Source organism: Streptomyces marianii (genome assembly GCF_005795905.1).
Lineage (GTDB): Bacteria > Actinomycetota > Actinomycetes > Streptomycetales > Streptomycetaceae > Streptomyces > Streptomyces marianii.
In genome coordinates this window covers 8,318,860-8,331,321 of the sequence record NZ_VAWE01000001.1, presented here as the reverse complement: position 1 = coordinate 8,331,321, position 12,462 = coordinate 8,318,860, and the positions used below count along the sequence as shown (strand labels likewise).

Sequence of the window (12,462 nt, the reverse complement as noted above, 5' to 3'; positions counted from 1 at the left end):
AAGCGGGACCATCGCATCGTGAATGAGAAAGCCCCTGTGCCAGTAAACCTGGTGGCACATTTCCTCGTAGCGGATGGCTATGGGAGCCTGGCGGAGTACGCCGCCCGAGGAATGGCTCGAGAAGGCGCCCGGGTCAACATCATCCCCATCAAGGTATTCCCCGAGGGCCTGTCTCCGGAGATGCACGACCTGCTCATGAACTCCAGACCGTACGAGGAAGGGCCCGTTCTCTTCTCCGCTGCTCTGGAGCCTGAGCTCGAGCTGTACGCGGGGACCGAGCACTTCGTGCACACCATGTGGGAGTCGAGCGAGCTGCCCGCCGACTGGCCACGCAAGCTGAACCGCGCCCGCGCGGTCGTCGTACCGACCCGCTTCGTCGCCGACGTGTGCCGCTCCAGCGGTGTGACCGTTCCCGTCGAAGTGATCCCCGAGGGTGTCGACCCCGAGCTGTACCCGTGGACCGACCGCCCGGTCCGCGAGGGCGTGACGACCTTGATCGTGGGCACGGTGCTGCCGCGCAAGCACGTCTCCGAGGCGATCGCCGCCTGGCAACTGGCCTTCGAGGGCGACCCGGACGCGCGACTTGTCATCAAGTCCCGCTTCCAGACCGCCCAGGCGTACGGCCTGACCGTCAGCGACCCTCGGATCAAGCTGGTCGACGATCAGGAGATGATCCGCGGCATCCTGCACTGGTACGAACAGGCCGACGTCCTGCTCGCCCTGGGCAGCGAAGGGTTCGGCCTTCCCCTCGTCGAGGGCATGGCGACCGGCCTGCCCGTCATCGCCCTGTCCTCCGAGGGGCAAGGCGACATCTGCGCGGACGCGGGTGATCTCCTCCTGCCAGTGCGCCCCGGAACGTGGGAAGTCGCGGACGAGCCGGGCTACGGACGGTGCGGAGTACGCGGCGTCCCCGACGTCAGGGAGGTCGCACAGCGACTGCGCTGGGTGGCCCACCACCGACAGGAGGCGACGGCCATGGGTGCGGCCGCCTCTGAGTGGGTGCACAAACACCGCAACTTGTGGAACAAGGGGCCGTCGTTGCTCGACGCCATGGAAACCCACATGCGCCCGCAGCGCATGCTGCGACCACCGGTGCCTCTCCGTTCGGAAGGGAGCGAGCCGAGGTGAGAGCGCACGAAGAGACCAGTGCAGTCTGTGTGATCGGTCTCGGCTACGTGGGGCTCACCCTCGCCGTCACTCTCGCCGCGCAGGGTCGCCGGGTCATCGGTGTCGAGCGAAACCAGGCGGTGCGCAAGCAGTTGGCGCGGAAGGAGCCCCATGTACGGGAGGCAGGTCTGGACCTGGCCGGGGCGATCGACGGCGGCCTGTTCACGGTGACGGACACCGTCCCTCCGGGCCGGGACGTGGAAGTGTACATCGTGTGCGTGGGCACCCCCGTGGACGACGACGGCACGCCCGACCTTCGCCAAGTGGAGGGTGCGACAAGGTCGGTGGCCGATATGGCGGTCGACGGGAACCTGGTGATCCTCCGCTCTACCGTGCCGGTCGGGACGTCCCGGCGCCTCCTGGCCGAACTACGCACACACGCGGACGTCGAGCTGGCCGTCTGCCCGGAGCGGACCGTCCAGGGTATAGCCGTGCAGGAGCTGCTCAGCCTCCCTCAGATCGTCTCCGCAAGTTCCCCCCGAGCGGTCGAGCGGGCCGCGGCCCTGTTCCGTGTTCTGACACCCAGCATCGTCGAGGTGTCCGACCTGGAGACGGCGGAACTCGTCAAGCTCGCCTGCAACGCCTATCGCTACTCCCTTTTCGCCTTCGCCAACGAACTCGCCCGGCTCTGCCAGAGCGTGGGGGTCAGCGCCCGGGAGGTTCGGGACGCCGCAGCGACAGGATACGAGCGGGCGGCCATGCCCTTCGCCGGTCCGGTCGGCGGATCCTGCCTCCCCAAGGACACGGCCATCCTCTCCCAAGCCTTCCTGGATCACGGGGCACCGGCCTCCGAGCTGCTCAGCGGCGTCCGCACGGCCCATCGCCGGACTCCGGAGCAGGTCGCCGACGAGCTGACGGAGCACGTGAGGTGCACCGCCGGGTTCGGCCCGCTGGCCGTCGCGCTCCTCGGCGTCGCGTTCAAGGGGCACCCCGAGACCGATGACGAGCGATCCTCTCCGGCGGTCGAGATCGTGGCGCACCTCCGAGCACGGCACGCCGACCTGACGGTCCGCTCGCACGACCCGTCGGTGCCGGAGCACAGGCAAAGAGTTCTCGGCTACGAGCCATACGCGGAAGCCAAAGAGGCCGTCGAGGGCGCCAATCTGGTCATTATCGGCACCAACCACAGGGTATACACCCAACTTTCCCTGCATTGGCTCACCGAGCGGATGGCGAGCCCCGGCCTCGTCTACGACGCATGGGCCCTGCACTCCCGGGCGGCAGCGGAGCTGCGCGGAAGGGTGCGGTATCTGGCCTTCGGCGAAGGCCAGTTGGTCCGGCCCGCGTGAGGCGGATCGGCCTCCGCAGGAGCCGCGGGCTCACACATTTCGGCCCACGTGAAGGGGGACAACATGAAGGTGCTGGTGACGGGGGCAGCCGGCTTCTTGGGCGGGTACGTCGTCGAAGAGCTGCTGACACGCGGGTACACGGTCGTCGGCCTCGACAACCTCGCCAAGTACGGACGGCCGGCACGTACGCTGCCCGACCACGCGCGCTACACGCATGTGGCTGGTGACGCGACGGACAAGGATCTCCTGTACGAGTTGTCGGCGGGCTGTGACCACTTCATCGCCAACGCCGCTCTCATCGGCGGCGTGCGATACATGAAGGACCTCGCGTACGACATCCTGACCACCAACAACCAGTTGGTCGGCGCGGCGGCCGAGGTCGGGATCAGGCGGCGAGGCGAGAAGCTACGCAAGGTGACCTACCTCAGCTCCTCCATGGTCTACGAACACCACACCGGCATCGGGTTCCGCGAGGGCGACGAACGCGAGATCGCTCCGCCGTCCACCGCGTACGGCTTCCAGAAGCTGGGCGTCGAGTACTACGCGAGAGCCGCCTGGTCACAGTACAACCTGCCGTACACCATCGTCCGGCCGTTCAACTGCGTGGGCGCCGGCGAGCGGCACGCCCCGCACACCAGCACGTCCTCCGGCGACCGGCAGCGCATGGTGCGCGGACATGTGATCCCCGACTTCGTCGAGCGGGCGCTGCGCCGTGAGAACCCGTTCCGCATCCTGGGAGACGGGAACCAGTTCCGCACCTTCACGTACGCCCGCGACATGGCTCGCGGCGTCGTCCTTGCCATGGAGTCGGACGCGGCCTACAACGAGGACTTCAACCTGTCCGGTCGGTACGGCTGCACGATTACCGAACTGGCTCGACTCGTCTGGGGCCGGATCAACCCCGGGGTGCCGCTCAGGCTCCGGCACGAGGAGCCCTTTCCCGACGATGTCCGCGTGCGCAAGCCCGACACCAGCAAGGCCGAGGAGGCACTGGGCTTCGTTGCCGAGACACCGTTGGAAGCCATGCTGGACGAGGTCATCGCCTGGGTGCGCGAAGCCGAACTCGTGACGGCCCAGCGATGATCAGGAACTTGGACATGGCCGGCGAGTTCTACACCTACGACGGCTACGCCGGGATGTCCGAGTACATCGTCCTGGGGCTCAGCAGGCTCGGGGTCCAGGTGAACCTGCTCCCCTTCAAACTGGAGACGGACGGCCTTTCTGACGAGATGCTCGACATCGTGGCGGCAGCCGGCCCCATCGGAGCAGGCCCGCTGCTGTTCAACTCGTGGGTACGTCCGGAGCTCGACCGATACTCCAAACACCCCCTCATGATCCACACCATGTGGGAGTCCAGCCGACTGCCGGCGAGCTGGGTCGGACCGCTCAACCGGGCGCGCGTTGTGATGGTGCCGACCCGATTCGTCGCCCGCATGTTCCGCGACAGTGGGGTCACCGCCCCTATCGAGGTCACCCCCGACGGTGTCGACGCCGACGTGTACCCCTGTGTCTCACGCCCAGAGCGTGAGGGCGTCACCACGTTGGTGGTCGGCACGGTGGTGCCCCGCAAGCACGTCGACCAGGCTGTTCAGGCGTGGCAGCTGGCCTTCGCCGACAACCCCACGGCACGGCTGGTGGTCAAGGCGCGGTTCGGCGCGGAGGGCCGCGGCGGGCTGACCGCACATGATCCGCGCATCACGATCGTCGACGAGAGCGAACCGACCCGCGGCATCCTGCACTGGTACGAACAGGCCGACGTCCTCCTCGCCCTGGGCAGCGAAGGGTTCGGCCTCCCCCTCGTCGAGGGCATGGCGACCGGCCTGCCCGTCATCGCCCTGTCGTCCGAAGGCCAGGGCGACGTCTGCGCGGACGCGGGTGATCTCCTCCTGGCCGTGGCTCCGTCCCACTGGGAGGACGTGTACGAGCCTCATCTGGGCCATTGCGGTGTCCGCGGTGTCCCCGACGTGGCGAAAACGGCACAGCACCTCCGGTGGGTCGCCTCCCACCGCGACGAGGCGCGAGCGCTGGGCCGTGCGGCTTCCGCCTGGGCGCACAAAGAGCGGGACGTATGGCAGAAGCCGAAGGCGATGCTCGAGGTGATGGAACATCACTGGCCGCACTGAGAGGGCGTTTACCCAGGTCAAGGGCAGCATGCGGCTTATGTGACTGTCTGGTTTTGATGCGGTTCACTCTGTAGGGGAAGAATGCCACCCGGCGGAGCGAGAGCCGTCCCGTCCGTCTATCCGCTTCTTTGTCTGGAAACCCGTCTGACGTAGAGATGCTGCAGAACCTCCCAGTGGCCAGCGGAACGACATCTTCCGGCATGTTCATGCTCACGCTGTGTCGTGAGCGAGCGCAAGCCGTACCCCAGTGACCTGCCCGACGCCCGATGGCCTTGATCGAGCCGACGTTGACGGGTCTTCGAAGTTGAGCGGGTGCGCCACGAGGCGCTGTTGTTTCGAGTGGAGGTGAGAGACCTTCGCCTTCGTCCTGTCGCAGCAGGGCGTTGAAGCTGGGGGCAGCCTGATCCGGGTGGTGCCGGGGAGGGCGGGAGCAGCCCTGACAAAGTCGGGACGTGCCAGTACTGCCAGATGGTGCGGGTCCGGCGAGCGTGGCGGAAAGGAGTACGCGAGGAACCGGCGTTGATACGTCCTTCAGCCTTTGGACCGGCTCGAACCTGGTGGATCTGGGCCGGGCGCGGTGCGTACCCGTCGCGGTAGCGGCGGGGAACTTCTGGGGTGGTTTCTGCTTGCTGCCTGGAAGGCCACGGGGAAGGACTGCGGCGTACCCGTGGCGATGCCGCTGGGACAAAGTCGGGCTCCTCCTCCGCCGAGCGAAACACAGGGAACGTGGGAACCACCCTGTCCTGGTTCCCGGTGGCGGGCATCCGGCCCGCTGGCCGGGATAGGCACACCGACTGCCGAACGGGTGGGGTGGGGCGGAGCCGCCGTAGTACTCCGAGCCGGGGAGAGCCCGTGCGCATGGGGAAGGGCGGCAGCGGTTTCGAGACCTGCGTTCCGCGTAATTCAGCGTCCTAGAGTCACGAATCTGGGGTCTGACCTGCGCGGACATGGGTGAGGGCGCCTGAGAGGCGTTTCTCTAGGCGCTGGTGTTCGTGCTGGTCAGCGGGGTGCGGGTTCGAGCGCGATGATCTGCTTCGGTGCGGGGATGTTGAGCTTGGCCAGCAGGTCCCTCTGGGGCTTGGTGAGGGCGGTGACCTGGCGGAACAGGCCGGTAGGGCCGGTGAACGTACCGAGGTGGAGCCGGTCGAGCTCGCGGCGGACGGTCGTCCAGGTCGCGTCGGCGCTGGTCTCGATGATGCGGATCAACAGGAGGGCGAGCCAGCAGAGGACGACGTGTGCGCGTATGCGTTCCTCGAGCCGGTGATAGACGGGCCGCAGGTCGATGATCTGCTTCATGTCCCGCCAGCCCCGCTCGACTTCGAGGAGCTGCTTGTATCCGAGTGCGATGTCCTCGGCGGACAGGCCCGGGTCGGAGCATCGCAGCAGGTACTTGCCGTCGAGGTTCTCCTCGGTCTTGATCTTCGCGGTGTCGATGCGGAGCTTGCCGGACGGGGTGGTGCGGAGGTAGCGGTTGAGGCCGGGCTTGTCGGCGATCTTGCCGCGGAGTTCGCCACGCTTGAAGTCGCTGAGCTTGTCGGTGTCTTCGATCAGGGTCGTGAGCTGGGAGACGAGTTGTTCGCGTATGTGCTGGTCACGGGTGGCGGCTTCGGGGTTGTGGCAGATCACGAACCGTTCGGTGTCGGAGATCCGCACCTCCTTGACCCGCATGTTCTGGGCGATCTCGCCGTAGCGGCCCTGGCGGGACAGGGCGGCCTTCACCTCCGGGCTGCCTGAGCGGAGTTTCTCGCCGACGATGTAGGCGTTGTCGCCCTGGCGGAGGTAGCGGCGGTTGCGTTCGCTGGAGAATCCCCGGTCGGTGACCCACACGATCTTGCTGAGGGTCCAGTCCCGCATGTCGTCCTTGACCTGCCGGATCAGCTTGCTGTCACCGGTGTTGCCGGGCCAGGACCAGACGCGGACCGGGATCCCGTCCCTCGTGACGGCCATCCCGATCACGATCTGCGGCAGGTCGTCGCGGGAGTCCTTCGACTTGCCGAAGGCACGGAACCCGGCCTGATCCGCGCTCTCGCCGTCCTCTTCAGCGGGTGGGCGGTCGTCCGTCAGGAGGCGGCCCTTGTCGTCGCGGGCGACGGGTCCGTCGGCCTCCTCCAGTTCGAAGTAGGTGCTGGTGGTGTCGAAGAACAGCAGGTCGACCTCGAGGTTGAGGAGGTTCGCGACCTCGTCGAACACCCGCTTCTCCAGGTCGTCGGTCACCTCGTGGAGCCAGTCCATCGCCCGGTAGCAGGCGTCGTCGTCGATGGCCGGCAGGCCCTCGACATGCACGTCGTGCGTGACCCAGTCCGCGGCGGCCAGCTTGGACGACGGAGCCAGGGCCCGGTTCGCGACCAGGGAGAACAGCACCCGCTCGGTCATCGACATGTCCCGGCGCCGGCCCCGTTTGGGCTGCCCGACCTGCCCGACGATCCTGTCGATCCTCAGCCGACGCCAGAGATGATCGAGGACATAGGTGCCGCCGAACGGGACCGACGAGACGAACTCCAGGTCACCCGCCGCCGTCGACGCCAGTGCCTCACCCGGCTCCAGCAGCCTCGATAGAGACGCGACCAGGCGCCTCACTGCGTCCCGGTCGAGGTCGTCCTCACGGCCGAACGTGAACAGCACCTTCGGGACCGCCCGGCCCTTTACCGGATCCCACTCGTTGTGGGCCAGGTGCAGGTACCGGACCGTGCCGGACTTGTTCTCCCGCTTCGTCGTCTTCACATACACGACTCCAGACCCTACGGAGCAACTCGAGGTCAGCGCAGGCGAATCCGCAGAATCGCGTCTCTAGGCGAATCTGCCCGCGTCACCAGCCTCCAGCCCGCTGACCTGCACCTTCAGCCCGGTAGGGACTCCAGAACCCCCGAATTACGCGGAACGCAGGCGAGAAGGGAAGGAGACTGCAATGCCGGAAGATGCGCCGCTGAACAGCGGCGCTCCCGACCAGATCCCGCAGGGGGACTGGTCGCGGGTATCGGGGATGCAGGCCAAGCTTCACCGTTGGGCGGCGGCCGATCCCGGCCGCAGGTTCGACGACCTGTTCAACTTCGTGCACGACCCGGCGACGCTGCTGGTGGCGTTCGACCGGGTCGCGGGAAACAAGGGGGCGCGCACTCCCGGCGTCGACGGCCTCACGGTCACCGACGTCGAGGACAGTGTTGGCGTCCCGAGGTTCCTGGACGACCTGCGGACGTCCCTGAAGGAGGGGACGTTCCGGCCGCTGCCGGTGCGGGAACGCAAGATCCCCAAGCCGGGCGGGTCGGGAAAGATCCGCAGCCTCGGCATTCCCACCGTGGCTGACCGGATCGTCCAGGCGGCGCTGAAGCTGGTGCTGGAACCCATCTTCGAGGCCGACTTCGAGCCGGTCTCCTATGGGTTTCGGCCCAAGCGGCGGGCCCAGGACGCGATCGCTGAGATCCACTACTTCGGCACCCGCGGCTACCGCTGGGTGCTGGATGCGGACATCGAGGCGGCCTTCGACAACGTCTCGCATGCGGCCCTGATGGGCCGGGTGCGGCTGCGGGTGAAGGACAAACGCGTGCTGGCGCTGGTCAAGGCGTTCCTCAAGGCCGGGATCCTCACCGAACTCGGCGACTTCGAGGACACCCACACCGGCACGCCGCAAGGCGGCATCCTCTCCCCGCTGATCTTCAACGTGGTGATGTCGGTGCTCGATGAGCACCTGCACGGACCGTGGAAGGACGGCGGGAGCATGTCGACCGAGAGCCGACGCGCCTACCGGCGCCGCAAGGGGTCACCGACGTGGCGGCTGGTCCGCTACTGCGATGACTTCGTCGTTGTCGTCCACGGCGACCGCAACGACGTGCTGGCGCTGCGCGAAGACGTCGCCGCTGTGCTCGCCCCCATGGGCCTTCGCCTCTCGCAGGCCAAGACCCAGGTGGTGCACATGAGCGACGGGTTCGACTTCCTGGGGTTCCACATCCAGTGGCGCCGCAAGCGGGGAACGAACAAGTGGCACGTCTACACCTTCATCGCCGACCGGCCCATCCGGTCGCTGAAGGCCAAGATCCGTGCCCTGACACACAGGACGTCGCAGCAGGATCTGGAACACGTGCTGACCAGAATCAACCAGGTCATGCACGGCTGGGCCAACTACTTCAGGCACGCTGTCGCGAAAAGCACCTTCAGTATGCTGGACAACTTCGCCTGGTGGCGAATCATCCGCATGCTGATGGAGCGGCACCACTGGAGATGGAAGGACGTCCGCCGACGGCTCACCACGCCCACCGGGCGCTGGAAGCCAGTCACCGGCGGACAGGTCGAACTGCGGAAGATCGCCGCGATCCCCATCACCCGGTATCGCTACCGCAGTAGCACGATCCCCAACCCCTGGATCCCCAACCACGCCTGACGGCAGAGACCGTGGAGAGCCCGTTACGGAGAGATCCGTACGGCGGGTTCGGCGAGGGGCTCGGGGAAACGGACCGGGAGCAATCCCGGAACCGCGCCCCGGGCCTACTCAACTGCGCCTGTTCGGTTTGCTGACACGGCGTCACGATCCGTGTTGAGTCGGGCTGCTTGGCCCTGGACGCAGGGTGCCCGTGGCCTGCGTGATCATTTCTGTTCTCTACGCAGAACGATCATGCAGGAGCCACGGGCTTGCTCAACGATACGACGTTGCTGCTCGACCTCGACGGGGTGTCCGTCGTCCGGGTCGAGCGGCTAGCGGACGGGACACGCCGGGTCCATCTGGCCACGGCCGATGACAGGGCCCGGGCATGCCCGGCCTGCGGGGTGTTCGCCACCAGGGTGAAAGGCTCGGCGGTGACCCGGCCCCGCGATCTGCCGTACGGCGAGAGCGGGCTGGAGTTCCGCCGGCACAAGCGCCGCTGGTGGTGCCGGGAGGCCGGCTGCCCCCGCCGGTCCTTCACCGAGCAGATCCCGCAGCTACCGGCCGGCGCACGGATCGCCATGCGACTGCGTGGTGCTGCCGGACGGCGGATACGCGACGCCGCCTCCACAGTCATCCAGGCCGCCCGTGACCTGCACCTGTCCTGGCCCACCGTGATGGACGCCTTCCGCGCCGTCGCACACGAGGTCACCGAGGCCCCGCCGCCCGAGGTGAAGGTGCTGGGCATCGACGAGACCCGGCGCGGACGGCCGCGCTGGGAACGGGACCCCGCCACAGGCAAGTGGATACTGACGCGCGATCGGTGGCACACGGGGTTCGTCGACGCGCTCGGCACCGGCGGCCTGCTCGGCCAGGTCGAGGGCCGCACCGTCGCCGATGTGCTCGCCTGGCTCGCCACCACCCCGCTGACCTGGAGAAAGAGCATTGAGCAGTGTGCATCGTGAAGTGGCAGGTCACGGATCTGGTGTGCGTGGTTTTCAGCGTGCTCACGCTGGTCAGTGGCCGGTGTCCACGGCGAAGATCGTCTGACAGGTCAGCTGGGGTGGTTCTCGGGTTCTGCTGTACTTGCCGTAGGGTCTGGCGAGCACTCTGGATCGTTCCCCGTGCCAGGCGGCTGACCGGCCGCCAGGGCGCACCGCAGCGAGTGGCGCCGATGTGCGCAGGAGGGAGTGCACGTCATGATCCTCCCGAAGGTCCGGGATCCTCGCTTCGTGACGATCCGCCGTGGTGGGACTCTCACTGATGCGGATCACCATCTCCTCGCTCTATGGGCGGCCTCGTGTGCAGAGCACGTCCTTGGCCTCTTCGAGTCGGCCCAGCCCGGTGACCCGCGGCCACGCCAGGCGATCGAGCATGCCCGGGCCTGGGTGCGTGGCGAGGTCAAGATGATGCAGGCTCGCGCGGCGGGCGGCCATGCGATGGGGGCAGCCAGAGATCTGCGTGGGGCAGCACGACATGCCGCGTACGCCGCCGGCCAGGCCGGTGTCGTCGCCCACGTCGCCGCGCACGAGCTCGGCGCGGCCGCCTACGCCATCAAGGCCGCACGTGCAGCGGCGCCGGAAGGCGAGAGCGAGACCGCTGGACGACTCGAGTGCCAGTGGCAGCGCGATCAGCTCCCGGAGGCGATCCGTGAGCTCGTACTTGATGACCAGCGGCTGCGCAACGACATCTGCTGGTCGGTGTTCGATTGCTGAGTCGGATTCTGCTGCGCCTGCCGTGGGGTTCCGTCTACGATCCGTCGCCGTGCGGATACGCCGCCGGGTTGCGGAGGGTGCGGGGATGTATGAGCTGGAGCGGATTACGGCTCGCCGGAGCGAGCTGGACGCCCTCGCCGAGGAGCTGGGCAAGCGGCTTCAGGAAGTTCAGGCGGAGCGGGAGGAGTTGGTGATCGCCGAGCGGGTCCTGCACCGACTGGCCGAGCGGGGTCGGGCCGAGGCAGAGGCCGCCGTGGCACAAGCTCCGGTGAAGGTGCAGGTGGCGGGGCGTGCGGTGCTGCTGATCCCGCACCGTGGAGACAGCCCGGACGAGATGGCGCTGCCCGGTGACTATCGCAGGATTCTGGCGATCGTGCGGGCGGCCGACGGCCCGGTGCAGGTGAGGACGGTGGGCCAGGAGCTAGGGCTTGAGGTGGAGGTGCGCGGCAAACTGGAGCCGCTGCGGGCGAAGTTGACCAAGCTGGCCGATCGCGGCTGGCTGCACAAACGCCCCGATGGGAAGTTCACCGCACGCTCGTAGCCGTGCCGTCAGCGGGTGCCGGAGGATCGTAACCGGCGGGCCCCCGGCGGCAGTTGAGTTTGGTGTGAAGAAAGCCAACCGCACCGTCGAGGGCCCTGATGGCCTTGTCTACACCGCCCGTCTGCCGCTGTCGAGTGCCACTCTGAACTACCTCGCCGACCTGATACGCGGCCACCTGAAGAAGATCGGCTCACGGTGGCGGGCCCTGCCCGCAGGAAAGGTCGCCACCATCGTGCTGGCGGTCCTGCGCTGTGACCAGCGGCCCGGCGACCTGGCGGGCGGGAACGGAGTGCACCGCACCACCGTCACCCGGTGGGTGCGGGAAGTCATCGGCCTGCTGGCCGCCCGCGCACCGCGCCTGGACCGCGCGCTGAAGAAGATCGCCCGGAAGGGTGGCGGGGTGGTACTGCTGGACGGCACCTTGATACGCACCCGCCGCCGCACCGGCGCGGACAACCGGAAGAACTACTCCGGCAAGAGCAAATGCCACGGCCTGCTCGTGATCGCGCTCACCGACGAGAAGGGACGGCTGATCTGGGTCTCCGCCACCCGCCCGGGACGCACATCGGAGATCACCGCCTGCCGCCACGACAGGCTCACCGCCCATCTCCGCGCGGCCGGCCTCGGTGCTATCGCCGACCTGGGCTTCGTCGGCCTCGACGACAGCGGTCCGGACGCCGACCCGGCAGTGATCACCGGCTACAAGGCCGCCCGCAACCGGCCCCTTACCCGAGGACAGAAACTGTCCAACAAGGCGCTGGCTGCCGTCCGGGCGCCGGTCGAACACGGCTTCGCCCACTTGAAGAACTGGCGCGTACTCGGCAAGGTCCGCACCGACCCGAAGGGGGCGACCGCGATGGTGCGGGCCCTGCTGGTCCTGACGAACCGTGAAGTCGCCCGCTGACCGATGATCTTCGCGGGAGTCATGCGCCCATGACCAGCACGAGCACGCCGACACCGACGCACACCAGACCCGCGACCTGCAACTTCACGATGCACACCGCTCACTACCAGGCCCGTCTCTACCGGGCCTGGTACCGGCACATCACCCTGGCCATGGCCGCCCTCGCCTACCTCACCGCCATCCGCACCCAAGAAGCCATAAAAGGGGCGAAGGGGACGACGAGCAAGACCTCATGCCCCTCAGCGTCCCGGAGATCCGCCGACTGATCGGACACGTCGCCATCACGCCCCGCTGCCATACCAACGAGTACCACCTGCACTGGTCACACTTCCGACGCCGCAGCCAATCCCGCGCCCGCCACTGCCATTACCA

At 67.6% G+C, this 12,462-nt stretch carries 10 protein-coding genes and 2 pseudogenes; 11 read left to right on the top strand and 1 reads right to left on the bottom strand.

Annotation, left to right across the window (positions count from 1 at the left end; genetic code table 11):
• Positions 1 to 111: 111 nt before the first annotated feature.
• The 5 genes and pseudogenes from FEF34_RS37510 to FEF34_RS44420 all read left to right on the top strand — a co-directional run.
• Positions 112 to 1,128, top strand: a complete 1,017-nt coding sequence (locus FEF34_RS37510) for a glycosyltransferase family 4 protein (RefSeq protein ID WP_138057137.1) — start codon at positions 112 to 114, stop codon at positions 1,126 to 1,128.
• On the top strand, positions 1,125 to 2,456 hold the full coding sequence (locus FEF34_RS37505) for a nucleotide sugar dehydrogenase (RefSeq protein WP_234042968.1): 1,332 nt from the start codon (positions 1,125 to 1,127) through the stop codon (positions 2,454 to 2,456). Before FEF34_RS37510 ends, FEF34_RS37505 begins: the two co-directional genes overlap by 4 nt.
• 63 nt (positions 2,457 to 2,519) lie before the next feature.
• Positions 2,520 to 3,539 carry an NAD-dependent epimerase/dehydratase family protein gene (locus FEF34_RS37500; protein WP_138057136.1) on the top strand — a complete coding sequence of 340 codons (1,020 nt, stop codon included), beginning with the start codon at positions 2,520 to 2,522 and terminating at the stop codon, positions 3,537 to 3,539.
• Positions 3,536 to 4,579, top strand: coding sequence for a glycosyltransferase (locus FEF34_RS37495; RefSeq protein ID WP_138057135.1), 1,044 nt, complete (start codon positions 3,536 to 3,538; stop codon positions 4,577 to 4,579). Before FEF34_RS37500 ends, FEF34_RS37495 begins: the two co-directional genes overlap by 4 nt.
• 222 nt (positions 4,580 to 4,801) lie before the next feature.
• Positions 4,802 to 4,884, top strand: a pseudogene (locus FEF34_RS44420) (IS5/IS1182 family transposase); the annotation flags it as partial.
• 694 nt (positions 4,885 to 5,578) lie between these two features.
• On the opposite strand, the gene FEF34_RS37490 reads toward FEF34_RS44420, so the two are convergent.
• The gene (locus FEF34_RS37490; RefSeq protein ID WP_138051320.1) at positions 5,579 to 7,306 is read right to left on the bottom strand and encodes an IS1634 family transposase; all 1,728 of its coding nucleotides are present in this window, start codon (positions 7,304 to 7,306) and stop codon (positions 5,579 to 5,581) included.
• A gap of 178 nt (positions 7,307 to 7,484) precedes the next feature.
• Between FEF34_RS37490 and ltrA the strand changes: the two genes are divergently transcribed.
• From ltrA to FEF34_RS37455, 6 genes and pseudogenes are all read left to right on the top strand, one after another.
• Positions 7,485 to 8,951: a group II intron reverse transcriptase/maturase gene (ltrA, locus tag FEF34_RS37480; RefSeq protein ID WP_138057134.1), complete on the top strand. Its 1,467-nt coding sequence runs from the start codon at positions 7,485 to 7,487 to the stop codon at positions 8,949 to 8,951.
• A gap of 248 nt (positions 8,952 to 9,199) precedes the next feature.
• Positions 9,200 to 9,895, top strand: a complete 696-nt coding sequence (locus tag FEF34_RS37475) for a helix-turn-helix domain-containing protein (RefSeq protein ID WP_138057133.1) — start codon at positions 9,200 to 9,202, stop codon at positions 9,893 to 9,895.
• A 234-nt stretch (positions 9,896 to 10,129) separates the two neighbouring features.
• Positions 10,130 to 10,645, top strand: a complete 516-nt coding sequence (locus FEF34_RS37470) for a putative immunity protein (protein ID WP_138057132.1) — start codon at positions 10,130 to 10,132, stop codon at positions 10,643 to 10,645.
• An 85-nt stretch (positions 10,646 to 10,730) separates the two neighbouring features.
• Positions 10,731 to 11,186: a hypothetical protein gene (locus tag FEF34_RS37465; protein ID WP_138057131.1), complete on the top strand. Its 456-nt coding sequence runs from the start codon at positions 10,731 to 10,733 to the stop codon at positions 11,184 to 11,186.
• 64 nt (positions 11,187 to 11,250) lie between these two features.
• Positions 11,251 to 12,090, top strand: coding sequence for a transposase family protein (locus FEF34_RS37460; protein ID WP_138057130.1), 840 nt, complete (start codon positions 11,251 to 11,253; stop codon positions 12,088 to 12,090).
• A gap of 101 nt (positions 12,091 to 12,191) precedes the next feature.
• A pseudogene (locus FEF34_RS37455) lies at positions 12,192 to 12,356 on the top strand (IS701 family transposase); the annotation flags it as partial.
• Positions 12,357 to 12,462: the final 106 nt, after the last annotated feature.